The sequence below is a fragment of the Nonomuraea sp. NPDC059023 genome, from assembly GCF_042740095.1.
Classification (GTDB): Bacteria; Actinomycetota; Actinomycetes; order Streptosporangiales; family Streptosporangiaceae; genus Nonomuraea.
Genome location: NZ_JBHYIO010000019.1, coordinates 41,393 through 65,953 on the forward strand (window position 1 = coordinate 41,393; position 24,561 = coordinate 65,953).

Consider the following 24,561-nt stretch of genomic DNA (forward strand, 5'->3'; position numbering starts at 1 on the left):
AGTGGCGAAAGATTTGCCCACCCATGAACCCCGCGCGAGCCTTCCATCGGCCAGTTCCAACGCTCGCGCCGATACCATCTCAACGATCTTGGGGCGCGAATGAACGCCATTCTTGTGTCCTCGCACAAGCGCCTGCAGAGAAACAGCCACGACTGCCAGCCCCTGCCACTACCCCTCATCCCGCAGCACTGGCGTGTGACCGCGACCTTGGAGGCAACAGATGACCGTAGCTGTTGGCACCAGCGAACCGACTGAGGACTTCCTGGATTCCGAGCCCGCGATGGCACCCGAGGCGCCCGCCTCAGCTCGACCCGACTTCCCCCTGCGCGACCTCACCCGGCGAGCCGCCCAGCTCGGCCTGCTGGCCGCCTGCCTGCTGGCCGCGACGAGCGTCACCGGCTGGCGGCTGACCAACGTCGCGGCGGCGGTCGCGATCGCGGTCGCCCTGCACATCCTGCTGCCCAGAGCCCGGTTCACGGGCTGGGCGGCGGCCGCTCTGTGCACGCTGAGCCTGGAGGCGTGGCTGTGCTCGCCCGTCCCCGCGCCGCCGTCCGCGGCCTGGCTGCTGGCGGGCCTCTGCTACGCCGCGCTCATGGCCCTGGCCCACGGCGCCGCACGCGCCTGGCGGCACGTCGCGGCCCGGCGCCGCGCGCCCCGCAAGGCCGTGATCCTTTCCACCGGCGAGCACGGCGTACGGCTGGCCAGGACACTCCTGCAGCACCCCGAGCACGGCATCGAGCCCATCGGCCTGGTCGGCGCCAGCGCGTCGGCCCACGGCCCCGCCGACGACCTGCCGGTGCTGGCCACCTACTCCACCTGCGCCCAGATGCTGCGGCGCTCGGCCGTCAGCGTCGTCATCCTGGCCGGGCAGCCGCCGATCTCGCGGGCCGTGCTGCAGGAGATCAGGGCCACCGGGTGCCAGATCATGCTCGCCCCCGGACCGGACGACCTCGTCCAGGACTTCGTGGCGCCGGGCCGGCAGCTTCAGAGCTTCCCGCTGATGGACATGCGGCCGCCCGCGCAGCGCCGGCCGTACTGGATCGCCAAGCGCGTCTGTGACGTCACGCTGGCCCTGCTCGCGCTGCTCGTGCTCGCGCCCGTGCTGGGGCTGTGCCTGCTGGGCGTCCGGCTGGAAGGCGGGCCGGGCGTGCTGTTCCGCCAGCGGCGGGTCGGCATGGGCGGGCGCTGCTTCGACATGCTGAAGATCCGTACGCTCAAGCCGGCCAGCGCGCGGGACTCGGCCACCCAGTGGACCGTGAGCCAGAGCCGCCTCAGCGGCCCGTTCGGCGGCTTCCTGCGCAAGACGTCGCTGGATGAGCTGCCGCAACTGTGGAACGTGGTCACCGGCGACATGAGCATCGTGGGCCCGCGGCCGGAGCGGCCGTACTTCGTGCAGCAGTTCTCGAAGACGGTCGAGCGCTACGACCGCCGCCACCGGGTCCCTGTCGGGATCACCGGATGGGCCCAGGTGCACGGCCTGCGCGGTGACACCTCCATCGAGGAGCGCGCGCGCCTGGACAACCACTACATCGACACCTGGTCGTTCGGCCTGGATGTGAAGATCGCGCTCAAGACGATCGGCTGCGTGCTGCGCCTGGGCGGCGCGTAGTGGCGCTCGCCCTGCGGCCGCGCTCCTCCCCGCACGCGCCGCACTGGCAGCGGCCCGGCGTCCTGGCGGTGCTGGCGGTGGCGCTGGTGTGCGTGCCGCAGCAACGGGCCCAGCTCGACTCGTCCTTCAACGTGACCGCCGCCGACGTGGCGGCCGGCTGCCTGGTGGTGGCCGCGCTCGTCCACGCGCTCAGGGGGCGGCTCCGGCTGCCCAGGCGGGCGTACCTGCTGGCTCCGCCCGCCGTCGCGGTGACGGCGGCGACGCTCGCCGCCGTGGACGTGGTCGCGGCGCTGCCGGGGTTCGTGCGCTACCTCGAGATCTTCGTGATCGTGCCGCTGGCCATGGCGATCGTCGTCCGCGACGAGGTGGACCGGCGGCTGGTGGCCGCCGCGGTGCTCGGCGCGGCCCTGGTTCAGGCGCTGCTCGGGTGCTGGCAGGCGTACTCGGGCAGCGGCGCCTCCTACGGCGGGCAGAGCATCAGGGCGATCGGCACGTTCGGCGCCGTCGACGTCATGGGCATGGCCACCATCGTCTGCTACGGCGCGATCGTGGCGCTGGCCCTGGCGCTGACCACGCGCGGACGGCCACGGGTCGCCGCGGCGCTGGTCCTGCTCGTCCTGCTGGCGGCGCTGGCCCTGTCACTCAGCAGGGGCGCGTGGCTGGCGTGGCTCATGGCCGGCGTCGTCATGATCCTGCTGTCGGGCAGCAGGAGGGCCGTCGGCGGCGCCCTCGCCGGGGCGCTCGTGCTGGGCCTCGTGGTGTTCGGCGGCTGGGGTTCGGGGACCGTCACCCAGCGGCTGGCCTCCATGACCTCCGTCGTCTCCCAGCCGGACCAGTCGGTCAACGACAGGTACGGCCTGTGGGAGACGGCCGCGGGCATGTGGCACGACCATCCGCTGCTGGGCGTGGGCCCGCGCGGCTTCGCGGCCTGGCGCGACAACTACGCGCCCCTGCACGTCTCGGCCAGTAGCGACACCGCGGACCCCGTGAACGGATTCCAGCGGCAGGAGCTGCGCTCCCCGCACAACATGTACCTGCTGGTGCTGAGCGAGCAGGGTCTTCTCGGGCTCACCGCCTTCGCGTTGTTGTGGGCCGGTCTCGCCGTGCTGGCGGCCAAGCGGGCCCGGCGCGCCCGCACCTCGGCCCAGCGGGCCGCGGGCCTGTGCGCGGCGGGCTTCCTGACCTGGCAGCTCGTCGACTTCGTCTACGCCGACGTGGGCGGATCCCCCACGGTCGTCATGTCGATCATGATCGGCCTGCTGCTGTCCTGGGTGGTCGCGGCGGACACGGCATGAGCGCCACCACCGAGGAGACCCGCGGCCCGCTGGCCAGGGCCACCACGGTCACCATGCTCCTGGTCATCGCCGGCTCCGCGTCCGGGTTCGCCCGCGACCTCCTGGTGGCGGGCGTCTTCGGCGCCAGCGCGGGCACCGACGCCTTCATGGTCGCCTGGACCATCCCGGAAACGGCCGCGCCCCTGCTCATAGAAGGCGCGCTGTCGTTCCTGCTCATCCCCTACTTCAGCCGCTCCGTGGAGGAGGGCCGGTCGCTGCGCGAGGTCGTCTGGGCCGCGCTGCCCAAGGCCGTCCTGGCGTTCGTGCTGCTGAGCGCGGCCACGGCCGCCGCCGCGCCGCTCATCGCGCGCGGCCTGGCGCCGGGCATCCAGGAGCACGACCTGGCCACCAGGTGCACCCAGATCACCTCGTTGACCGTGCTGGGCTTCGGGCTGGCCGGGTTCTGCAGCGCCGCGCTGCGCACCCAGCGGATCTTCGGCCCGCCCGCCGCCATCTACCTGGCCTACAACGCCGCCATCGTCGGCGCCATCGCCATCGGCCACGACGGCTGGGGAATCACCGCGGTGGCGTGCGGCGTGGCGGCCGGCGGCCTGCTCATGGCGCTCATCCAGGCCCCGTCCTTCATCCGGCACATCGGAACCCCGGTCAGGACCGGCCTCGCGACGTCGATCTCCTGGACGGTCTTCGCGCCCATCGCCGCCTTCACCCTGCTGCGCCAGGCGCAGGTGTTCGTCGAGCGGTTCGTCGCCTCCTCGCTGCCGCCCGGCTCGATCTCCTACCTGAACTACGCGCAGAAGATCGCCCAGGTGCCCATGGTGGCCTCGCTCATCCTCGCCACGGTCTCCTTCCCGGTCCTGGCCCGCTGCGTCGCCGCCGGTGACGGCGCGGGCGCCGGCCGGCGGGTGCTCGCGGACACGTGGGTGGCCGCCGCGATCGTGCTGCCGGCCACGGCGTTCCTGGTCGCGCACGCGCCCGGCGTGGTGGGCCTGCTGCTGGAGCACGGCGCCTTCACCCCGGACGACACCGCCGCGACGGCGTGGAGCATGCGCCTGTACTGCCTGGGGCTGCTGGGCCAGGCCGTGGTCGGCGTGCTGTGCCGGGTCTACTTCTGCGCTTCCCGGCCCTCCTGGTACCCGGCCGCCGCCATGGCCGCGGGTCTGGCGCTCACCGCGGCCGCCGCGCCGTTCCTGGCGGTCCCGCTCGGGGTGGGCGGGGTCGCGCTGGCCAACGCGGCGGGCATCAGCCTGACGGCCGCGCTCCTGCTGGGCGGGCTCGGCGCGCCGCTGCTGGTGCTGCCCAAGCGCGCACTGCTCGTGTCCGTCGGCCGCCTTTCCGCGGCGGCCGCCGTCGCGGCGGGCGTCTCCTTCCTGGTCCGCCCGATCACCGCGGACCTCTCGTTGATCGTCGCCGTGCCGTGCCAGGCCGCCGTCACCATGGCGGTCTTCGTCACCGCGGCACTACTCACCGGTTCCAGGCGGGACCTCGGCGACGCGCTGAGGCCCCGCGAAGGGGGAGTGCGATTGTGAGCCCAACCAGGCAGCAGGTCCTGATGTACCACTCGGTCGACGACTTCGACGAGGATCCGTACCTCATCACCGTCAGACCCGCCCGTTTCGCCGCGCAGATGGCGTGGCTGCGCGGGCGGGGGCTGCGCGGCGTGTCCATGCGCGAGCTCCTGCGCGCCCAGCGCGAGGGTACGGCCCGCCGCCTCGTCGGCCTCACCTTCGACGACGGGTACGCCGACTTCGCCACCCACGCCCTGCCGGTGCTCCTGCGCCAGGGCTTCACCGCCACGGTCTTCGCCGTCACCGGCCGCCTGGGCGGCGACAACGCCTGGGACCCCCTCGGCCCGCGCAAACCGCTCATGACCGCGAAACAGCTCAGGCAGGTCGCCGGCGAGGGCATGGAGGTCGCCTCCCACACCCAGACGCACCTGTCGCTGGCCGGCGCCCCGACCGGGGACCTCTACCACGAGGTCAAGACCAGCCGCACGGACCTGGAGGCGATACTCGGCCACGAGGTCCTCGGCCTGGCCTACCCGTACGGCCACGCCGACCGCGAGGCCGTCGAGGCGGTACGCGCCGCCGGCTACGCCTACGCCTGCGGCATCAAGCCCGGCGAGGCGGACCGGCTCTGCCTGCCCAGAACCCACGTGAGCGACGACGACCGGCGGCTCCGGCTGACCGTCAAGCGGGCCCTGCACTACTGGAAGTGGGGCCGGCGATGAAGGTGCTGCACGTCATCACCGGGCTGGAGGCGGGCGGGGCCGAGCGGCAGCTGCGCGACCTGGTGGCCAACCACCACGTCACCGCCGAGGTCGCCGCGCTCACGAAGCCGGGCCTGATCAGCCAGGCCATCCAGGCCGAAGGGGTGACCGTCCACCATCTCGGCATGACCGGCAACCGGGACCTGCGCGTCCTGGGCCCGCTGTGGCGGCTGGTCCAGCGCGGCGGCTACGACGTGGTGCACACGCACCTGTTCCGCGCCGGGTTGTACGGCCGCCTGGTCGCCCGGCTGGCCGGCGTGGCCGCGATCGTGGCCAGCGAGCACTCCATCGGCGAGCGGCACCTGGAGGGCCGGCCCATCACCGCGCCGGTGCGCGTCATGGCCCGCGCCGGTGAGCGGCTCGGGCACGTGACGGTCGCGGTGTCGTCGGCGGCGGCCCAGCGGCTGGTCCGGTGGGGGGTGCCCGAGCAGCGGATCGAGGTGATCGCCAACGGGATCGACCCGCGGGCGTTCCGCTTCGACCCGGCCGTGCGGGAGACGACCCGCAGCCGGCTGACGATCCCGCCGCACATCACGGTCGTGGGCGGGGTGGGCAGGCTGGAGCCGGGCAAGCGGTTCGACGTGCTGATCGAGGCCGTGGCCGGGTTGCCGGACACCGTACTGCTGCTGGTGGGGGACGGGCCAGAGCGGGCGAACCTGGTCGCGCACGCGCGCCGGCTGGGGATCGCGCACCGGATGGTGCTGGCCGGGCAGTCCAGCCAGGTTCCGGCGCTGCTGTCGGCCATGGACGTCTTCGCGGCGCCGTCGCAGGAGGAGACGTTCGGTCTCGCCATCGTCGAGGCGCTGGCGTGCGGGCTGCCCGTGCTCTACAGCGCCTGCCCGGCACTGGACGAACTGCCCGCGAGCGCCTCGCCGAACGCGCGGCGGCTGCCCTCGGCGGCGGAGCCGTTCCGTCAGGCCGTGGAGGAGCTCATCGCGGCCGGCGCGCCGCGGCAGCTCCCCCCGCAGGCCGTGGACCACTACGGCATCGGCCATCACGTCAACCGCATCGAAGCGCTGTACCTGCGCGTGCACGAGCAAAGATCCCGATCGAAGACCATCGCGCCAGCCTGGGGAGAGCAACCATGAGCGTGACCCGCCGTGTATCCGCCGCTGCCCGGCGGTGGTGGCCGCAAGGCTGCGCCGTCGTCCTGGGCCTGTGCGCGGGACTCCTGTACACCGCGCTGACCGACCGCGTGTACACCGCCCAGGCGTACGTCGTCGTGGTGGCCGACGCCCCGTCGAGCATCGAGCAGACGACGAAGTTCGCCCAGGCCTTCACCAAGATCGCCACGCAGCCGGCCATCGTCGGCGCCGCGCTGCGTCCCGGCCTCGCCGCCCGCACGGTCGGCGAGCTGCAGCGCACGGTACGCGTCTCCGCCTCCCCCGACGCCCCGATGATCAGCCTGGCCGCCTCCGCACCCGACGCCGCGCAGGCGGCGGGTCAGGCCAACGCGCTGGCCCAGGCGCTCATCACCTACGCCGGCACCCGCGCCACCGACACCGGCGTGCGCATCGCCAACCTGTCCCAGGCCCTGGCGCCCGAAGAACCGTCGGGCCCCGACGCGCTCATCAACCTCACCGTGGGCGGCGCCGCGGGACTCCTGCTCGGCGGCTTGTTCTATCTCGTCACCCCGCCCGCCAAACAGGGCCGTGACAAGGGCGCCGCCCGCGACGAGCCCGCCGCCCGCTCCCGCGAGCGCTCACGCAAGCGGCCGGTCGGCGCATGACGCCCAGCCTCCTGGCCGGCGGCCAGAGCAGCGTCGTGACCGACCCGAGCGCCTTCGCGGCCATGAAGCCGGAATGGGACGCCCTGTACGAGCGCTGCGCCACCTCCACCCCCTTCCAGTCGCACGCCTGGCTCACCTCCTGGTGGCAGTGGTACGGCGGGCGGTCCCGCCTGCACGTCCTGCTGCTGCGCCACCAGGACCGGCTGGTGGCCGCGCTGCCGCTGATGCGCACGCGGCGCTGGGGCTGCCGGGTGCTGAGCCCGCTGGGCGTCGGCCTGTCCGACTACACCGACGTACTCCTGGACGAGGCGCATCGCGACGGCCTCGCCAGGACCGCGAGCGAGGCGCTGCTAGGCCTGCCCGGCTGGGACGTCATGGACTTCCCCGAGGCCCAGCCGGGCGCCGCCCTGGAGACGTTGCACGCGTGCTGGCCGGGCCGCCGGTGGCTCATGGAGGGCTCCTCCTGCCTGTACATGCCCGCCCTTCCGCTGGAGGACCAGCTCGCCGCGCTCGGCACGCGTACGGCCGGCAAGCTCCGCCGCGGCCTCTACAAGATCGACAAGCTGGACCTCCAGGTGCACGCGGTGACCCCGGAACAGGTGCCCGCGGCCATGGAGGACCTCCTGCGCCTGCACGCCCTGCAATGGGCGGGCCGCCCGATCAACAAGGAACACCTCAGCCCCCGCTTCCAGGCCCACCTCACCAGGTCCGCCACCGAGCTCATCGCGACCGGGCGGGCCGCGCTGACGGAGTTCCGGGTCGGCGAGCGCCTCGTGGCCGCCGACTTCTGCCTCATCGGCGCCGACTTCGCCGGTGGCTACCTGTACGGGGCCGACCCCTGGCTGCGTACCCGCGTCGACACCTTCGCCATGGTCCTGCGGCACGGTCTTCGCCAGGCGCACGCGCGCAGGCTGGAGAAGCTGAGCCTGCTGCGCGGAGCCGAGCCGCACAAGGCCAAGTGGGGTGCGAAGGCCATCGGCAACCGGCGCATGATCTTCGGCAGGACCCACCGGGCCGGCCCCTACGCGGCGCTGGTGCGCGCCCGCATCCGCGCCGCCCGCACGCTCAAGGAACGCCTCCCAGCGAAGGCCGGCTCATGACCATCTCCGTCCTGCACGTCAGCCAGCCCGTCGAGGCGGGCGTGGCCGCCTACGTCAGCGCCGCCGCCGCCGACCAGGCCCGGCGCGGCTGGCGGGTCACGGTGGCCGCGCCGTCCCGCGGCACGCTCCCCGACCGGCTCGCCGAGCAGAGGATCCCGCACGTGGCCTGGGAGTCGGCCCGCTCCCCCGTACGCTCGTGCAAGGACGAGACCGTCGCGCTGCGCCGGATCGTCGACGAGCTCGAACCGGACATCATTCACCTGCACTCCGCCAAGGCGGGCCTGGTGGGACGGCTGGCCGTACGGGGCCGGCGGCCCACGCTCTTCCAGCCGCACGGCTGGTCGTGGCTGGCCTGCCGGGGCGCGACGGCCAGGACCGCGATCGCGTGGGAGCGCACCGCCGCGCGCTGGGCGGCCGCGATCGTGTGCGTCGGCGAGGGCGAGGCCGAGGCCGGGGCGGCGCGGGGGGTGGCGGCCCGGCTCGTCGTCGTACGCAACGGCGTCGACCTCGACCACTTCACCCCCGCCGGCATCGAGGCGCAGCTACGGGCCCGCGCCGAACTCGGCGTCCCCGAGCACGCCCGGCTGGCCGTCTGTGTAGGCAGGCTCACCCGCCAGAAGGGCCAGGACCTGCTGCTACGCGCCTGGCCGAGGGTGCTGCGCTCGTGCCCGGACGCGCAACTGGCGCTGGTCGGCGACGGCGAGCTCAAGGCCCAGCTGGAAGCCGACGCGCCCCCCGGAGTCCGCTTCGCCGGCCCCAGCGCCGACGTGCGGCCCTGGTACGCGGCCTGCGACCTGGTGGTCATGCCGTCCCGCTGGGAGGGGCTGCCGCTGACCGCGCTGGAGGCGATGGCCAGCGCGCGTCCCGTCGTCGGATTCGACATCCCCGGTCTGCGCGAGGTGATCGGCGAGGAGACCGGGGCGCTGGTGACGGCCGGCGACCTCAGGGGGCTGGCCTACGCGCTGTCCTCCCGCCTGTCCTCCCACGACGGTACGGCGTGGCGAGAGGGCCAGGTCGCCGCGCTGCTCAGCAAGGAGTTCGACGCCCGGGTGACCATGGAGGTGCTGGCCGGGGTGACCGCCGGAGTGCTCGGGCGAGGCTGACCTCGCCCGAGCGGTCCCGCGTTCAGGTCGGCAGCTCATCCCCTGGTACGGCCGGCGGCATCACCGTGGGGCTGGGCAGGTTGCCCGGCACCTCCAGCTGTACCGGCGGCGGCACGACGACCATCGTCAGCAGGCTCCGCCACAGGCCGACCAGCCAGGTGAACATCGGCTCCCTGGTGACCTGCGGGGGCAGGGTGATGGCCGGGAGGGTGGGCGGCATGGGGTTCCGGATCGAGGGCGGCACGGGGTTGGACGTCACGCCCAGGGGCGGGACCGGCCCGGCCGGCGTCCCGGACGGCGCACCCGGCGCACCCGGCGCACCGGGGTCACCCGCGCCGAGCGGGATCGCGGGCGCGGACGGAAGCGCAGACGGCAGCGCGGACGTGCTGGGCAGCGCCGGCGCCGAAGGCAGCGCCGACGTGCTGGGCAGCGCTGGCGCCGACGGCAACGCCGACGTGCTGGGCAGCGCCGGCGCTGAGGGCAGCGCCGAGGCGCTCGGAAGCGCCGGCGTGGACGGGAGCGCGGGCTTCGACGGCAGCCCCGGCGTGCTGGGCAGCGCGGGCGCCGACGGGAGCGCGGAGGTGCTGGGCAGCGCGGGCTTCACCGGCAGCGCCGAAGCGCTCGGCAACGCGGGTGCGCTTGGAAGCGCCGACGTGCTCGGCAACGCGGGTGCGCTTGGAAGGGCCGATGTGCTCGGCAACGCGGGCTTCGACGGCAGCCCCGACGCGCTGGGCAGCGCGGGCTTGGGCGGCAGCGCGGGCGCGCTCGGCAGCGCCGACGTGGACGGGAGCGCGGGCTTCGACGGCAACGCCGACGTGCTGGGCAGCGCGGGCGCCGACGGGAGGGCCGACGTGCTGGGGAGTGCTGACGTGCTCGGGAGCGGTGGGGTGGTCGGTGTGGGCACGGCCGGGGTCGGCAGCATCTGCTGCAACAGCGTCCGGAACCCCGCCGCCGACCGGGGGTTGGACGAGCACTGCCACACCCCGTGCGGGCAGTAGTCCGACAGCGAGTGGTAGGCGACGTTGTGCCGCCCGATCCAGTCGAGCATCTGCCGGACGTAGGTGGGCCGGTCGCCGTACCGGAACAGGCCCCATTCGGGGAACGACATGGGCTTGCCGTGGGCGGCGGCGAACTCGGCGTGGTGGCGCAGGCCGTACGGCTGGGAGACGTAGGACTGGAAGCCGTCGGAGGGCGGCTGGTCGTAGTTGTCCATGCCGATGATGTCGACGACGTCGTCGCCGGGGTAGCACTCGGTCCACGGGATCGCGTCGCGCCCGCGGTTGGCGGTGAAGTCGAAGCGGAAGCGCTCCCCGGTCACCGACCGCATGCTGGTCACGATCCGCCGCCAGTACGCCTTCCACGCGGTCGGGTCGGGCGCGCATCGGCTGGAGTACGTCGTGCCGTTCATCTCCCAGCCCAGGACGATGATGGAGTCCTCGGCCCCCTCGGCGACCAGCCGGTCGGCCAGCTTCCTGAAGGTGAGGTCGAAGGCGCCGCCGGCTCCGGCGTTCAGCAGCACGGAGACCGCGGCGTCGGAGAGCTTGCCCTCGTTGGGCGCCACCATGGGCACGTTGATCGCGAGGATCCTGCCCGGCTGGGCCGCACGCCACTCGGTCCAGGGCTTCAGGATGAAGTCGGGGCCGTGGAAGGCCGCCCACGTCTCGCCGGGGATGTAGGTCCTGCCGACGGTCACCTCGCGGCCGAGCCAGCGCTCGAAGCCGGGCAGGCGGGCGGCGCCGTGGGCGTCGGAGCCCATGAAGACGCCCAGCGCCGCCCGCTGCTTGGTCACCGCCAGCAGCTTGGGCTCGGGCTCGGCGACCGCGTCCGGCTGTACTGCGACGGCGGCCACGAGCAACATGGCGGCTCCAAGCGCGCCCCTGTGCCTAAGTCCGGGGAACATGTGCCTTCTCATGCGGCTAACTCACCATTCCTGCCCGTCAAAGCATTACTGCGGGCTTCCATTCCCCTTCCTGCTTGATGAGAACATCAAATCCTCTCCGGAATTTCGCAAGCAATGCACAGGATGACCGATTCGCCACATAAGAGCTTTTCGCACCATCTCGTCCCTGACATTGGAGAAACAATAACGCCCGCATGAAAAACAATTCACCGTGTCCATGATAGGAAAGACCGGTGAACGACGCTCCCCAACAGAAGCGGAATAACGATATCCGCAACTGCCTGCCCGTCGCCCCGAGGGCCCCGGCACTGGTCGTCAGGATGGATCGCAACCCATTCCATCACGGCACCCTCGCCGCCATTCGGTCGCTGGGTCGCATGGGCGTCGATGTGCACGCCGTTCTCGAAGGGCCGCACGGTCCAGCGGCCCAGTCGAAATACCTCTCCAGCTGCGGCCACTGGGACACGGCGCCCACCGCGGCCGAGAGCTTTCTCCGCACAATGCTTTCAGCCGCCGACCGCATCGGCGGAAATCCGGTCCTGCTGCCAATGGACGACATCACCGCCATCTATACGGCGCAGCACGCACAGGACCTGTCCCCCAGATTCCGGATATCGAATCCGGCCGGCGAACTCCCCGCCCAGCTCGCCGACAAGCACGCGCTCGCCACCATCTGCGCCCATCTCGGCGTCGCCCACCCGGACACCCACGTGGCCGAGACCCAGGACGACCTGCGCTTCGCCGAGCGCGCCTACGGCTTCCCGATGATGGCCAAGTGGGCCAGGCCCTGGCTGGCCGCCGGCGCCCGCGGCCTGCGCAGCACCACGCTCCTCCAGTCGCACGACCAGCTCCGCGCCCTGGCCGCACGGGCCCCGGAGCAGGACAGCGAACTGCTGCTGCAGCGCTACATCCCGCCGACCCGCGACGCCGACTGGTTCTTCCACGGCTACTTCCGCGAGGACTCCACCTGCGACTTCGCCGGCTCGGGCAGGAAGGAGCGCGCTTACCCCCCGGCCGCCGGGATCACCACGCTCGGCCGCTGGCTGCCCAACCCCGAGATCGACCACACCGCCAGGACCCTCGCCAAATCCCTGCGCTACGCCGGAATCCTCGACATGGACTTCCGCTTCGACGTCAGGGACGGCAAGTACTACCTGCTGGACTTCAATCCCCGCGTCGGCGCGCAGTTCCGCCTCTTCGGCGACTCCAACCGCATCGACGTCATCAGGGCCGCCTATCTGGACCTGACCGGGGAAGACTCAAACTTCGGTTCTCCCCAGTACGGCAGGACGTATCTGGTGGAGAATTACGACCTCCTGCGGAAGCTGGCCAGAAGGCCCGGCGGAAACGGCCGCCGCCGCCCGGGATGGCTGTCGTCCCTGCGCCGGGCCGACGAGCTGGCCTGGTACGCGAGGGACGATGTCAAGCCCTTCACCGGAATGGTGAAACAAACGTTTCTCCGCGCCATGAGGGCATGCACACCAACGATCGAAAGAATGCCATGAACACCGAAACCGTCGACGTCGCGGTCATCGGAGCCGGGCCCTACGGCCTTTCCGTCGCCGCATACGCCATCAGCGCCGGCCTCGAGACCCAGGTCTTCGGCCAGCCGATGAACGCCTGGGACAAGCACATGCCCACCGGCATGCTGCTGAAGTCCGAGCCATTCGCCTCGCACCTCGCCGACCCGGCCGGGGATTACACGCTCGCGGCATACTGCCGTTCGCACGGATTCCCCTATGCCTATGCCCGGCCCACCCCCGTGGAACGTTTCGTCGACTACGGGAAATGGTTCTGCGAGCAGGCCGTCCAGGACCGTGTCACGCCGGTCAACGTGGTGGACGTCGCCAAGCGGGACGAGCTGTTCACCGTCACCCTGGAGACGGGCCGGCAGGTCCAGGCGCGGGCCGTGGTGCTCGCCGTGGGCTTCCTGCCGTTCGCCCGCATTCCGGCGGCGCTGGCCTCGCTGCCGTCGTCGGTGCTGGCCCACAGCTGCCAGCTCAACGATCTCAGCTGCTACGCCGGCGAGAAGGTGGCGGTGATCGGCGCCGGGCAGTCGGCCATCGAGACCGCGTGCCTGCTGCAGGAGGCCGGCGCGTACCCCCATCTGATCGCGCGCACGGCGGCGCTGAAGTGGAACGAGACGCCCGTCGAGGATCGCACGATGCTGGCGCGCTGCCTCGCCCCGCGCTCGGGGCTGGGGACCGGCTGGCGGTCCTGGATGTGGTCGGAGAAGCCCGCGCTGGTGCGCCATCTGCCCGGACGCGTGCGCCGGCGCATCGTGCGCACCACGCTCGGCCCGGCCGGCTCCTGGTGGCTGAAGGACCGCTTCACCAGCGTCCCGACCAGCCTCGGCGCGCAGTTGCGGCGGGCCGTACCGGGTGAAGGGGTCGACCTGCGCCTGCAGGACGGCGCGGGGGGCGTCTTCCACCTGCACGCCGACCGCGTCGTCGCCGCGACGGGGTACGTCGTCGACGTGCGGCGCTTCAGCGTCCTGGAGCCGGGGCTGCGTGACTCCGTCGCGCACGTGGGCCACGCGCCCGTGCTGAGCAGGACGTTCGAGTCCTCCGTGACCGGTCTGTTCGTCGTGGGACTCGCGGCCGCGCCCACGTTCGGCCCGGTCATGCGCTTCGTGCACGGCTCCCGTTTCGCCGCCGCCACGGTCGCCCCCGCGCTGGTCGCGCGGGTGTCCGGCCGCCGTCCTTCCTCCCTCGTCACCGTGGAGCCGTCATGCCGATGACCAACCGCCGCGCCGCGTTCGCGCTCGCCGCGGGTCTGTGCGCGCTCGCCTGGCTGGGTTCTTCCGGTACGGCCGCCGCCACCGCCACCCCGACCATCGTCGTCACCTCGCCCGCGGACACCCCGGTCAGGGCACGGACCCTCGGCACCCCGGTGACGGTCGAGCCGAGGGGCCCCGGCCAGTACTCGATGTCCGTGGTCAGGGCGAGCGACTTCTCCGTCACGGCCCCGGCGGCGCGTACGGGGCCCGGCAGCGCGATGCTGCACGGCGACCCCCACGTCGCGGTCCTGGGCCCGGCCCGCTAGTACGGGTAGTTTTGCGATAGATGATCGGCCTTTGAGGCTGATCGACCGCGCCCGCGGGCACCTTAGGTGCCATGAAGTTCGAGTTCATCATCGGCGGAGCTCTGTTCGTGGGCGCGGTCCCCCCTTTTCCGCTCGACCCCGTTCCCGAGCTCTTCCAGTGGTGCGCTTCCTGGTACACCTCGGCCTGCGAGCGGTCCGCGGGAGTCGCCCGCGGCCGCCTGGCGGCGAACACCGCGCTCGGCACGCTCGGCACACCCTATTCATGGGGCGGCGGCGGGCCCTCAGGAGCCACGTACGGGACCGGCAGGGGAAAGCGCGTCAAAGGCTTCGACTGCGCCGGACTGACCGAGTACGCGTGGTCTCAGGCCGGTGTGGGAATCGGTTCGAGCACCTATGAACAGTGGCGCTCAGGAACCCGGATTCCCAGGACCCGAATTCAGGTCGGTGACCTGGCCTTCTTCGAGACCGATTCCAAGCGCCCAGGTCCTGACCACGTCGGCGTCGCCATCAAAGCGAACCAGATGGTGGTCGCGCCATTCACCGGCGAGGTCGTGCGCATAGAGCCGATCGACCGGCGCAATTTCGTCGGGCTGGTCAGGCCCGCGCGGCAGAAGCCCGGATGATCTTCACGGGCAAAAAGAAATGCCCCTGATCCGGCTCCTCGGGAGTTGGGAGCCGCATCAGGGGCAGCGTCGACTGTTGGTGAGGGAGAGTGCCCGTCTACCGCTCACCAGTCGGTTCGCGTGCGGCCTCCTGACCTGCCGTCACTCGAGGTCCGCGCGAATGCCGGCGCGCTGTCATCGCTGCCAGCGCACCGGCACTTCACACGGACTTTCTAGCGTCCGGCTCAGCCGTCCTTACCCTCGATGTCGGTGAGGCTGGTGTTGTTGGTCAGGAGCTGCAGGTTGATGCGCTCCAGGTGCGCGATCGTCAGGACGTCAACCTCGTTGTTGTTGAGGGCGTGGTTGAGAATCGGAACGACGATCGACGCCGGGCTGTGGGCGTTGCCGACGTTGTCGTCGTTGCCCTTCTCCCACGTGGCCGCAGAAGCTGCGGTGGACGAGGCAGCCAGGAAAGCGCCTGCGGCGAGCGCACCGATGACAATGCGACGAAGCATGTTTACTTCCTCCAGTGTGCGAATGGAATTGGTGGCGCCGCCTGTTGAGTTGGCAGCTGCGCCATGCATGACTACCTTGCCGCGCCACGCATACTAATTCCACCGATCCTTGCCGTATTAAAGTCAAAGACCGCCATGGATTCCTTGGCACAGCAGAAGCAATACAATCAGCCATTCGGCCTTTTCTCAGAGCGCCAAGAAAGGCCGTTGGCCGCCGCCCGATATATGTCCAAATCAGGCCATATCGCACCCCAGGGTCAGGGCTTGGGTTGGGTATCCCCGACGTAAAGCAGCCTGTTGGGCGTATCACGCCGGAGTCCCGATACGACGTTTCTCGTCGACGTCTCCATGAGCACCGACGCGATGTCGGCAGGGGTGGCACGCGGGCTTGTGGCCAGCAACAACGCCACCGCTCCCGAGACGTGCGGCGCGGCCATCGAGGTGCCGCTCGCCGACCGTGCCGAGGTGTCGTCGGTGAACCACGCCGAGTCGACGGCCACCCCCGGAGCGAAGAGGTCCACGCACCGGCCGCCGTTGGAGAACGGGGCCCGCTCGTCCGCGCGCGTGGTGGCCGCGACCGTGATGGCCTCCCTGGCGCCCGAGGGTGAGGCCTCGCAGGCGTCGGCGTTCTGGTTGCCCGCCGACACCACGTACGGGATGCCGGTCGCGATCGAGCTCCGCACGGCACGGTCGATGGTCGAACTCCTGCCGCTCTGCAGGCTGATGTTGACCACGGCGGGGCGCTGGGCGTTGCCGGTCACCCAGTCGATCCCGGCCACGATCTCGGCGGTGGTGCCGTAGCCGGCGCAGTCGAGCACGCGTACACCGACCAGCGTGACGTCCTTGGCCACGCCGTAGGTGGCGCCGCCGAGGATGCCGGCCACGTGCGTGCCGTGGCCGTAGCAGTCCTGGGCGACGAGGTCGGAGTCCACGGCGTCGTAGCCGTAGCGGGCCCTGCCGCCGAACTCCGTGTGCGAGAGCCGCAGGCCGCTGTCGATGACGTACGCCGTGACCCCGGCCGCGCTGCCGCCGCGCACGCCGACGCCGTCCAGGGGCAGGCGGCGCTGGTTGACCCGGTCGAGGCCCCAGGGGCTCGCCTGGGAGGTGAACACCTGGTTGTGCTCGATCGTGGCCACGCGCCGGTCGGCGGCCAGCTTCGCGGCCTGCTCAGCGGTCATGGACGCGGAGAACCCCCGCAGGGCCGAGGCGTAGATGTGGTGAACCTCGCCGCCGTACTGCTTCGCCAGGGCGGCGGCCTGGGTCTCGACGCCCGCCTCGTCGCCGTCCGGCGGGAGCCGTAGCGCCACGACGAAAACGTCGCGGTCGACGGCGCCGCGCACGGGAGGCGCGGCGAGCAGCCCCAGGCACAGGGCGAGGCAGGCTGCGGAGAATCTGGCCCAGATCACATGCGTCTCATTTCTACGATCGGCAGGCGCGGCGCCGGCCCTGAGGGCCCGCGCCGCGCCTGCGTTTCACGTGATGGTCTGGGGGTTTTTCGGGGAGTTCGTCAGTCGCGCACGGCTACCGAGGCGCCGCACCTGTCGCCCTCGCACGTGCCCGGCCAGCGCGTGGCCACCTTGCCGTTGCCGAGTTCGCCGCGCTTGACCTGGACGCGCACGCGGATCTCGCGGGTGGCTCCGGGTTCGAGCGTGCCCTTCCAGGTGAGGGCGGAGCGCGTACGGGAGTCGGGACGAGGGTTGATCGCCCGCACCTTCGCGTCGTCGAGCACGTCGTCCAGGCGCATCGACAGGTGGTAGGGAAGGGCCGTCTGGCCGCTGTTGTGGATGCGCGTGGTGAACGTCAGGCGCTCTCCCTTGCCGACGCGGTTGGGGGCCGTGTGGGAGACGCGTACCTGTCCGGGGGTCAGGAGGTCGATGCGGTGGTCCTCCACCTCACCGGTGGCCGCCCAGCCGGTGGGCACGCTCACCTCGGCGGCGGCCTCGGCCAGGCGCAGGCGCAGCCACGACGGGCCCGGCTTGGCGTCGTGCGGCGGCGCCCAGGTCAGGACCGCGCGCGCGGAGCCGGCCGGCAGCACGGCCGAGGCCCGCTCGGACGGCTGGAAGCGGCCGTCGCGGTCGAAGTCCACCCATCCGGCCAGCACGCCCGACGACGCGGTCCGCACGGGCACCGTGAGCTGGAGGCGGCTGTCCTGCCTGGCCTCCAGGCGTCCTGCCGAGGCGTCGTCCTGGTCCTCGTCGAGCCGGCGCGGCGTGAAGCTCACCGTGCCCGGCCGGTCGGACGTGGCAGAGGCGCCGATCGACTGGTCGGAGATGGAGTGGGAGGCGGCGCCGTACGAGGGAGGGGCGTCGGAGTCGTCCTGCTCGAAGGTGACGCGGAAGACTCCCCACATGAACGGGTCGCCGGCGGGCAGCGTCCGGCGGACGTTACGCGCGCGCACGTCGACGGTGAACGAGGAGACCATGCCGTTGACCTGCGCGGTGCCGCACATGTAGACGACGCCGCAGGTGGTCTCGCGCTGGCGGCCGCCGGCGTTCGGCACGATGGCCTGCTGGTCGACCTCGAAGCCGGGGAAGCCCGCGATCTTGCTGAACGTCGGCCGGGACGGGGTGCCGCCCGACAGGCGCAGCCCGGTCCAGTACTCCTCCCGGTTGCCCGCGGAATCCACCGTCGCGCCGCCGGTGCCCGCGACGTGCAGGCGCGGGTTGCGCACCGGGCTGGAGAACCTGAACGTCAGGGTGACGACGTCACTCCAGCCGTTCGGCCGGACCGCGAACCCCTCGTAGAGGTCGCTGATTCCGGCGGCGGCCTTGGCGTTGACCGGGTCCAGGTACTCGTCGGGCGGGGCGCCCGGGTCGGCGCGCAGGGTCTCGGCCTTGGCCACCCGCGTGCCGTACGCCATCTTCTTCTCGACCGTCATGATGATGCCCGACGGTGCGACGCCGCGGGCGCTCCCGGCCGTGTTCGCCATCGTCCAGGTGTTGCGCTTGCCCTTCGACGCAACCCCTGTCCCGTGGCTCGTCGAGGGTCTTTCCTGATCTACGGCAAGTGCCCCCGGGGAGCCCAGCGTGCTGATTAGCATCGCCGCCATGACGTTGACCACCGCGACACGCCGCAATCCACCCCATACGGAAACCACACTTATTACCCTTCCGTCCTCGACGCAGGTTCTGTACTTTCGCGCGCTCTTGCGGAGGCAGACCAAGGAGGCACTACTGCGGATCAGCAGAGAAAGTGAGCTCCGATATCAGCTGGCCTCGCTGAGGCGCGATCAGCGCCGCCAGTACGGCGGATCGCCCTGACGAATCCTGCCAGCGCGGAACACGTGGAGAACCGGCCGAAAGCATATCCAGATCAAAAACATCTTCAGTTCCCGGCGATGCGCCACACATATCCAGAAATGCCCACATATCGACGGCAGCGGGTGACGGCGGTGCTCTGCCCCCGTACATGAGCCTTTACACCGGGCTCGGGCGGGCACCGCGGGCCGCTTTTCAGACCGGCCAAGCTATCGAGCCGGTCGCGGCCATTCCACTACGCTTGGTTGCCGTGTCGGGGTATTACCAGCCCTTGAAGGCCGTGGTCTATTGCCGTGGGGCCGCCATGAGAAATCCCAGGAATCGCCCCGCCATTCACCGGCCCCCTTCCCCACCGCTGCACTAACCCCGCTCTCTCCCCATAGCCGCGCGCCCCCGCCCAGGCACCCCCTCCATGCGGGCTCTGCCTCGCGGTCGGTCGCGTGGAGCCGGGCTCGCCGCGTGACCCTGCCGGGTACTCCGCCGCATGCCTTGCGAGTCCCCCGGCGTGTGCGGGCGGCCAGGCGGTGCGGGTGGCCGGGCGGCCCATCCGGCGGGGTTGGGTTCTGGGGGTTCAGGGGGTGGGGGTTGGGGGTTGTCTGGTGGCGTAGTCGTGGCGCCATTGTTCGGCGGCTTCGATCATGGCCTCGCCCACGTGGCCGAAGAACTGGCCGATGTCCTGGAGGCGGGTGCCGGCCGGGGTGGTGTCGCCCAGGACCTGGGCGCCGTCCCGGGCGAAGTCGGCCAGCAGGATGTTCTGGCGGGCGCTGGCCGTCCAGCCGCGGAACCAGGCGTCGGCGTCGATGACGTAGCGGTCGCGCCGCCGGCGGGGGTCGCGTTCGCGGCGGATGAGCTCCTGCTGCTCCAGTTCGCCCACGGCCTTGGAGATGGACGCGGGGCTCACCTGGAGACGCTGGACCAGTTCCGCGGCGGTCAGGCTGCCGCTGTCGGTGACGTACAGGCACGTGAGGACTCTGGCGGTCATCCGGGGCAGGCCCGTGGCGACCATGATGCCGGTGAACCGCTCCTCCAGGTCGTGCACGGCCTGGGGGTCACGGCCGGGGGTGGCCCTGTCCGCCACGCGCGCGGGAGGGGGCGGGGTGGGCTTGCTGCGGCGGGCGCGGCCCTGGGTGGCGCGCTGGGCCTGGGCCGCTCGGTAGCCGGACGGGCCGCCGTTGCGGGCCACCTCCCTGGTGACGGTGGAGATGGGGCGGTCCAGCAGGCCCGCGATCTCCGTGTACGTGTGTCCCTTCGCCAGGCCGTCGGCGATCGTCTGCCGGTCCTCCTGGGTCAGCCTGCCTCCGGGCATCGGTCCCGCCTTTCGTGTCCTGTCCGCCTGCCGTCCCCCATTCTTGCGTTCGACTTCACTCCATTGCAAGCCAGCCGCACCCGTTCTTGCATTTAGCTTCAGTCTCATTGCAAGATACTTCACCATCTAGCTGTATAGTCGCCGGATCTAGCAGTTCTTGTGTTGACGAAACATCAAACGCAAGATAGCTTTCAGTTATTCGCAAAATGGTGAACGGAGCCCCTCATGACTTCCTTCCTCGCCCCCGTGCGCACCTGGCACCGTCCGTTGCTGGTGTGCGCGGCGCTCATGCTCGGCCTGATGCTGGTCGCCGGCGTCGGGCTCGTGGTGGACGACCGGACCCTGCTGAACGAGTCGGTGTGGATCAAGCCGCTCAAGTTCGGCTTCGCCTTCGCCCTGTACGCCCTCACGCTGGCCTGGCTGTCCACCAAGCTGACCAGGGGCAGGCGGCTCGGCCGGTGGGTGGGCACCGTGTTCGCGGTGACCTCGGTCGTGGAGGTCGGCGCCATCACGGCCCAGGCGGCACGCGGCACCTTCAGCCACTTCAACGCCGACCTGACCGATCCGGTCACCGCGGCGCTGGTGCCGATCCTCACCTACGGCGTCATGATCATTCTGATCGCGCAGCTGGTCCTCGGGGTCGTCGTGCTGATCCAGCGCACCGGCGGCGCGGCACTGAACCGGGCCATCCGCACCGGGCTGGCGCTGGCCACCTTCGGCATGGTCCTGCCCATCTACTGGCTCGTCGCCCAGGTCACCCCCCGTACGGTCACCGACGCCAACGGCAGGCAGGTGCCCATGTACCAGGGCCACGGCATCGGCGACCCCGACGGCAACGGCATGTTCCTCACCGGCTGGAGCGTGACCGGCGGCGACTTCCGGGTGCCCCACTTCTTCGCCCTGCACGGCATCCAGGTGCTCCTCCTGCTCGCCGCGGCGCTGGCCGCGCTGGCCGCCAAGCGGGCCTGGTTGCGCCCCGAGAAGGTCCGCGCCCGGCTCGTCGGCAGCGCCGCCCTCGGCTACACGGGGCTGGTCGCGGTGGTGACCTGGCAGGCGGTACGCGGCCAGTCCCTGATCCACCCGGACGCCTCCACCCTCCTCGCCCTGGCCGCGGTGCTGCTGATCGCCGCGCTGGCCGCCGCGGGGTCGGTCGTGGCCGGCCGGCGGGCGTTCAGCTGACCCGCTGCCCGTCTCTGGGCACGGCGAACGCCCCCACCAGAGCGACCACCGCCGCACCCGCCCCGAGCACGAAGGCCAGACCGAAGCCCGCCTCGGCGGGTATGCCGGTGGCGGGGTCGAGGCGGGCGGCCAGGATCGACAGCCCGGCCTGACTGCCCAGCGTCTCCCCCAGGGTCCTGGCCAGAGTGCTGATGCCCGTGGACACCCCGGTCTCGCCCGGGGCGACCGCCCGGACGATCAGGCTGGTCATGGCGGTGAACGCGAGCCCGTACCCGACTCCCATGACGGCACTGGCGGCCATGAGCTGCCAGGGCTCGCGGTGCCACAGGGCCAGCGCGGCGACGGACAGCGCCATGACGAGAGCGCCGCCGATGATCACGGCACGGGGCGGCAGGACCCGCTCCAGTGCCCCGGCGGCCGGGCCGGCGACGAGGAAGGCCAGCGCGGTGGGCAGCAGGTACAGGCCGGCCTGGGCGGTGGTGCCGCCGAAGCCGTACCCCGTCTCGACGGGCAGCGTCACCAACTGGGGGACCACGACGAAGACCACCACGCTGGAGAAGCCGACCGCCAGGGCGATCAGCGACGGCGCCAGCACCACCCGGCGGCGCAGCAGCGCCATGTCGACGAACGGCCGCGGGTGGCGGGACTCGTACCGGATCCATCCGGCGGCGCCGGCCACGGCGAACGCGAGCAGCGGTGTGACGCGCCAGGACAGCCAGCCGTCGTCGGCGGCGTAGGTGACCGACAGCAGCAGGGCCACGACCGAGGCGGCGAACAGCAGGACCCCGACGACGTCGAGCGCGCCGCCGAGGCGGAGGTCGGAGCCGGGGATGACCAGCCGCGCGGCCACCGTGGCGACGAGCATCGCCGCCCCGGCGCCGAGCAGCCAGCGGTGCGAGAAGGCGTCGGCCAGGCCGCCGCCGACCAGGTAGCCGATGAGCCCGCCCGCGGTGGCCACGCCGCCGATCGTGCCGATGGCGACACCGACGGAGCGCGCCGGCAGAACCTCGCGGGCCAAGCCGTACGCCAGCGGGTAGATCCCGGCTCCCACACCGAGCAGGAGCTGACCGGCGATCATCACCGGCAGGCCCGGGGCCAGGCCGGACACAAGGGCGCCGGCGGCCATGACGGCGAAGGTCCAGGTGACCACGCGCCGCTTGCCGTACATGTCGCCCAGCCGCCCGGCGACCGGGGTCGCGATCGAGGCGGCGAGGAGGAAGCCGGTGAACAGCCACGCGGCGGCGGACGGCGAGGCGCCGAGATCGGCCTGGAAGCGGACGAGGCCGGGCACGATGGCCGAGCCGAGCGTCGTGTAGATCAGTACCCCGGCCAGCAGAACGAGTAGCGTCGGCATACGAAGGCCTCCTGTATGAACGTTTATGCACTACGATGAAGAGGTCACCCAGGAATCTGAGGAGAGTCCGTGCCGCCTCGCTCGCGCGCCACCGTCGCGACGCCCGCCAAGAAGCCGCCCGCGGAGCGCATCCTGGCCGCCGCGGAGGAGCTGTTCTTCACCCAGGGCTTCAAGGGCACGAGCGTCAGGGACATCACGGCGGCCAGCGGCCTGACGCCCGCCGCGCTCTACAACCACTTCCCCTCCAAGGAAGAGGTCCTGTTCACGCTGGTCAGCCGGGCGACGGACGAGGGTGAGCGGATGCTCAACGACGCGGTCGCCGCCGCGGCGGCCGATCCGGAGAGCCAGCTGAGGGCGCTGGCGTACGCCTCGGCCCTCTTTCACGCCCGCCACCGCGCCTCGGCCATGATCGCCACGTTCGAGTACGTCCATCTGCCCGAGGCCCAGCGGGCGGTCATCGTCGAGCGCCGCCGCGGCCTGCGGACCCGGCTGGAGCGCACGCTGGAGCACGGCGTTCGCTCGGGGGTCTTCGAGCTACCCGCCATGCGCGGTGACGCGACCAAGCTCACCGCCACGGCGATCGTCAACCTGGTCCTGCGGGCGACCGAGTTCTTCGGCCCGTTCCCGGCGGTCAAGGACGAGGAGCTGGCCGGGCTCCACGCCGACCTGGCCTGCCGGATGGTGCTGGCGCGCTAGGCGCGTACCCAGCCGCCGTCGACGAAGAGGGCCTGGCCCGTCACGTAACGGGCCTCGTCCGAGGCCAGCCAACAGACCGCGTTCGCGATCTCCTCCGGCCGGCCCATCCTGGCGATCGGCTGGGTGGCCGTCTGTTTGGCGGCGATCTCCCGCAGGTTGCCGTGGTCGGCCATCTCGGTGTCGACGAAGCCGGGGCAGACGGCGTTCGCGCGGATGCCGCTGCGGCCGAGTTCGACGGCGAGCGCCCTGGTCAGCGAGAGCAGGCCGCCCTTGGAGGCGTCGTAGGCGATCTGCCCGAAGAAGCCGATCACGGCCACGGAGCAGATGTTGACGATCGCGCCCGTGCCCGAGCGCGCGAGGTGGTCGAGCGCCGCCTGGCTGAGCACGAACGGGGCGCGCAGGTTGACCGCGAGCACCCGGTCCCAGTCCTCCAGCGTGTAGTCGCGGATCTTGGCGCGGGCTCCGGTGGCCGCGTTGTTGACCAGGATGTCGAGGCCGCCGAGGCGTTCGGCCGCCTGCGCGACGACGGCCCTGGCCGCGCCGGCGTCGGAGACGTCGGCCTCCTGGACGATGCCCTTCCCGCCGTCGCGCTCGATCCGCGCGAGCGTCGCCCGCGCGCCCTCGGCGTCGAGGTCGCACAGGGCGACCCGCGCGCCCTCCGCCGCCATCCGGGTGGCGATGGCCGCGCCGATGCCGCGCGCCGCTCCCGTGACCAATGCGGTACGGCCGGCCAGAGTCATGCCCCGCCTCCTTCCATGATCGGCTCCTCCTGGTGGCGCAATCGCCATTCGCTGCGCCCGCGGCGCCGGTAGTCGGTGGTGAACCAGCGCGGCACGTTGTGGGTGGCGCCGCCGTCCACGAGCTGCGCGGTCCCGGTGACGAAGGAGCTGTCGTCCCCGGCGAGGAACGCGACCGCGGCGGCCACGTCCTCGGGGCGCCCGACCCGGCCGAGCGGCGTCTGCGACTCGATGAGCCGGTCCATGCCCTGGTCCAGCAGGTTCTTGGTCATCGCGGTTGCCGTGACCCCCGGCATCACCGCGTTGACCCGCACGCCGTGGGCGCCGAGCTCGCCGGCCATGACCTGGACCAGCATGTTGAGCGCGGCCTTGGTGGCGCAGTAGGCGGAGAACAGGGCGGCGGGGGCGACCGCGCCGTTGGAGGAGTTGACGATGATCGATCCGCCGCGGCCTCCCTCGGCCATGTGCCTGGCGGCGGTCTGGCACACCAGGAAGGTGCCGGTCAGGTTGACGGCGACGTGCCGGTTCCAGGTGTCCAGGGGCAGGTCGATGAAGGCGTCGACGCGGCCCCAGCCGGCGTTGGCGAAGCAGATGTCGAGTCTGCCGTGCGCTTCCACCGTCTCGGCGAAGACCCGCTCGACCTGCTCGGGGTCGGTCTGGTCCATCGTGGCCGCCCGCACGCCGAGTCCTTCGCCGCGCAGGCCCGCGGCCACGCGTTCCGCTGCCGCGCCGTCCCGGTCGGCGACGACGACCGCGGCTCCTTGCCCGGCGAGCTTGCGCGCGGTGGCGGCGCCGATCCCGCCGGCGCCGCCGGTGATCAGCGCGACCCGGTCGCGCAGTGGGGTGTGCATAAGCGTCTCCATGAATA

At 71.8% G+C, this 24,561-nt stretch carries 23 protein-coding genes; 15 read left to right on the top strand and 8 right to left on the bottom strand.

The window, feature by feature from the left end; genetic code table 11:
• Nucleotides 1-220: 220 nt before the first annotated feature.
• The 8 genes from ACFWYW_RS29825 to ACFWYW_RS29860 are packed head-to-tail and all read left to right on the top strand — an operon-like array spanning nucleotide 221 to nucleotide 9,102.
• Complete coding sequence (locus tag ACFWYW_RS29825; RefSeq protein ID WP_379614231.1) at nucleotides 221-1,609, top strand: exopolysaccharide biosynthesis polyprenyl glycosylphosphotransferase; 1,389 nt, start codon at nucleotides 221-223, stop codon at nucleotides 1,607-1,609.
• Nucleotides 1,609-2,904, top strand: coding sequence for an O-antigen ligase family protein (locus ACFWYW_RS29830; protein WP_379614233.1), 1,296 nt, complete (start codon nucleotides 1,609-1,611; stop codon nucleotides 2,902-2,904). Before ACFWYW_RS29825 ends, ACFWYW_RS29830 begins: the two co-directional genes overlap by 1 nt.
• Complete coding sequence (locus ACFWYW_RS29835) at nucleotides 2,901-4,430, top strand: lipid II flippase MurJ (RefSeq protein WP_379614235.1); 1,530 nt, start codon at nucleotides 2,901-2,903, stop codon at nucleotides 4,428-4,430. Before ACFWYW_RS29830 ends, ACFWYW_RS29835 begins: the two co-directional genes overlap by 4 nt.
• Nucleotides 4,427-5,131 (top strand): polysaccharide deacetylase family protein, encoded by a 705-nt coding sequence (locus ACFWYW_RS29840; protein ID WP_379614237.1) that lies wholly within the window; start codon nucleotides 4,427-4,429, stop codon nucleotides 5,129-5,131. The genes ACFWYW_RS29835 and ACFWYW_RS29840 overlap by 4 nt, the downstream gene beginning before the upstream one ends.
• Complete coding sequence (locus ACFWYW_RS29845) at nucleotides 5,128-6,258, top strand: glycosyltransferase (RefSeq protein WP_379614239.1); 1,131 nt, start codon at nucleotides 5,128-5,130, stop codon at nucleotides 6,256-6,258. Before ACFWYW_RS29840 ends, ACFWYW_RS29845 begins: the two co-directional genes overlap by 4 nt.
• Nucleotides 6,255-6,899, top strand: a complete 645-nt coding sequence (locus tag ACFWYW_RS29850; protein ID WP_379614241.1) for a hypothetical protein — start codon at nucleotides 6,255-6,257, stop codon at nucleotides 6,897-6,899. The genes ACFWYW_RS29845 and ACFWYW_RS29850 overlap by 4 nt, the downstream gene beginning before the upstream one ends.
• A complete protein-coding gene (locus ACFWYW_RS29855) occupies nucleotides 6,896-7,999 on the top strand; it encodes a GNAT family N-acetyltransferase (protein WP_379614243.1) in 1,104 nt (367 codons plus the stop codon). The genes ACFWYW_RS29850 and ACFWYW_RS29855 overlap by 4 nt, the downstream gene beginning before the upstream one ends.
• Entirely contained in the window at nucleotides 7,996-9,102 is a 1,107-nt protein-coding gene (locus ACFWYW_RS29860) for a glycosyltransferase (RefSeq protein WP_379614245.1), read from the top strand. Before ACFWYW_RS29855 ends, ACFWYW_RS29860 begins: the two co-directional genes overlap by 4 nt.
• A 22-nt stretch (nucleotides 9,103-9,124) precedes the next feature.
• Here ACFWYW_RS29860 and ACFWYW_RS29865 read toward each other — a convergent pair whose 3' ends face one another.
• The gene (locus tag ACFWYW_RS29865) at nucleotides 9,125-10,960 is read right to left on the bottom strand and encodes a glycosyl hydrolase (protein ID WP_379614247.1); all 1,836 of its coding nucleotides are present in this window, start codon (nucleotides 10,958-10,960) and stop codon (nucleotides 9,125-9,127) included.
• A 419-nt stretch (nucleotides 10,961-11,379) separates the two neighbouring features.
• Between ACFWYW_RS29865 and ACFWYW_RS29870 the strand changes: the two genes are divergently transcribed.
• From ACFWYW_RS29870 to ACFWYW_RS29885, 4 genes are all read left to right on the top strand, one after another.
• A complete protein-coding gene (locus tag ACFWYW_RS29870; protein ID WP_379641113.1) occupies nucleotides 11,380-12,507 on the top strand; it encodes an ATP-grasp domain-containing protein in 1,128 nt (375 codons plus the stop codon).
• Nucleotides 12,504-13,742 carry an NAD(P)-binding domain-containing protein gene (locus ACFWYW_RS29875; protein WP_379614251.1) on the top strand — a complete coding sequence of 413 codons (1,239 nt, stop codon included), beginning with the start codon at nucleotides 12,504-12,506 and terminating at the stop codon, nucleotides 13,740-13,742. The genes ACFWYW_RS29870 and ACFWYW_RS29875 overlap by 4 nt, the downstream gene beginning before the upstream one ends.
• Nucleotides 13,733-14,047, top strand: a complete 315-nt coding sequence (locus ACFWYW_RS29880; protein WP_379614253.1) for a hypothetical protein — start codon at nucleotides 13,733-13,735, stop codon at nucleotides 14,045-14,047. Before ACFWYW_RS29875 ends, ACFWYW_RS29880 begins: the two co-directional genes overlap by 10 nt.
• A gap of 71 nt (nucleotides 14,048-14,118) precedes the next feature.
• Entirely contained in the window at nucleotides 14,119-14,670 is a 552-nt protein-coding gene (locus ACFWYW_RS29885; RefSeq protein ID WP_379614255.1) for a C40 family peptidase, read from the top strand.
• A gap of 224 nt (nucleotides 14,671-14,894) precedes the next feature.
• Here ACFWYW_RS29885 and ACFWYW_RS29890 read toward each other — a convergent pair whose 3' ends face one another.
• From ACFWYW_RS29890 to ACFWYW_RS29900, 3 genes are all read right to left on the bottom strand, one after another.
• Entirely contained in the window at nucleotides 14,895-15,164 is a 270-nt protein-coding gene (locus tag ACFWYW_RS29890; RefSeq protein ID WP_379614257.1) for a hypothetical protein, read from the bottom strand.
• 257 nt (nucleotides 15,165-15,421) lie between these two features.
• Nucleotides 15,422-16,570: a S8 family serine peptidase gene (locus tag ACFWYW_RS29895; protein WP_379614259.1), complete on the bottom strand. Its 1,149-nt coding sequence runs from the start codon at nucleotides 16,568-16,570 to the stop codon at nucleotides 15,422-15,424.
• A gap of 101 nt (nucleotides 16,571-16,671) precedes the next feature.
• Nucleotides 16,672-18,093, bottom strand: a complete 1,422-nt coding sequence (locus tag ACFWYW_RS29900) for a GEVED domain-containing protein (RefSeq protein ID WP_379614261.1) — start codon at nucleotides 18,091-18,093, stop codon at nucleotides 16,672-16,674.
• Nucleotides 18,094-18,190: 97 nt separating this feature from the next.
• Between ACFWYW_RS29900 and ACFWYW_RS29905 the strand changes: the two genes are divergently transcribed.
• The gene (locus ACFWYW_RS29905) at nucleotides 18,191-18,424 is read left to right on the top strand and encodes a hypothetical protein (RefSeq protein WP_379614263.1); all 234 of its coding nucleotides are present in this window, start codon (nucleotides 18,191-18,193) and stop codon (nucleotides 18,422-18,424) included.
• 568 nt (nucleotides 18,425-18,992) lie between these two features.
• Here the strand turns inward: ACFWYW_RS29905 and ACFWYW_RS29910 are convergent.
• Complete coding sequence (locus tag ACFWYW_RS29910) at nucleotides 18,993-19,727, bottom strand: MarR family transcriptional regulator (protein WP_379614265.1); 735 nt, start codon at nucleotides 19,725-19,727, stop codon at nucleotides 18,993-18,995.
• 225 nt (nucleotides 19,728-19,952) lie between these two features.
• Here ACFWYW_RS29910 and ACFWYW_RS29915 point away from each other — a divergent pair, with 225 nt between their 5' ends.
• Nucleotides 19,953-20,906, top strand: a complete 954-nt coding sequence (locus ACFWYW_RS29915; protein WP_379614267.1) for a hypothetical protein — start codon at nucleotides 19,953-19,955, stop codon at nucleotides 20,904-20,906.
• Here the strand turns inward: ACFWYW_RS29915 and ACFWYW_RS29920 are convergent.
• Nucleotides 20,899-22,260, bottom strand: a complete 1,362-nt coding sequence (locus tag ACFWYW_RS29920) for an MFS transporter (protein ID WP_379614269.1) — start codon at nucleotides 22,258-22,260, stop codon at nucleotides 20,899-20,901. The two genes, ACFWYW_RS29915 and ACFWYW_RS29920, sit on opposite strands and share 8 nt — an antisense overlap.
• 69 nt (nucleotides 22,261-22,329) lie before the next feature.
• On the opposite strand from ACFWYW_RS29920, the gene ACFWYW_RS29925 reads away from it, so the two are divergent.
• Nucleotides 22,330-22,956: a TetR/AcrR family transcriptional regulator gene (locus ACFWYW_RS29925; protein ID WP_379614271.1), complete on the top strand. Its 627-nt coding sequence runs from the start codon at nucleotides 22,330-22,332 to the stop codon at nucleotides 22,954-22,956.
• On the opposite strand, the gene ACFWYW_RS29930 is transcribed toward ACFWYW_RS29925, so the two are convergent.
• Both ACFWYW_RS29930 and ACFWYW_RS29935 read right to left on the bottom strand, forming a co-directional pair.
• Nucleotides 22,953-23,696, bottom strand: a complete 744-nt coding sequence (locus ACFWYW_RS29930; RefSeq protein WP_379614273.1) for an SDR family NAD(P)-dependent oxidoreductase — start codon at nucleotides 23,694-23,696, stop codon at nucleotides 22,953-22,955. The genes ACFWYW_RS29925 and ACFWYW_RS29930 overlap by 4 nt on opposite strands.
• Nucleotides 23,693-24,544, bottom strand: coding sequence for an SDR family NAD(P)-dependent oxidoreductase (locus ACFWYW_RS29935; protein ID WP_379614276.1), 852 nt, complete (start codon nucleotides 24,542-24,544; stop codon nucleotides 23,693-23,695). Before ACFWYW_RS29935 ends, ACFWYW_RS29930 begins: the two co-directional genes overlap by 4 nt.
• Nucleotides 24,545-24,561: the final 17 nt, after the last annotated feature.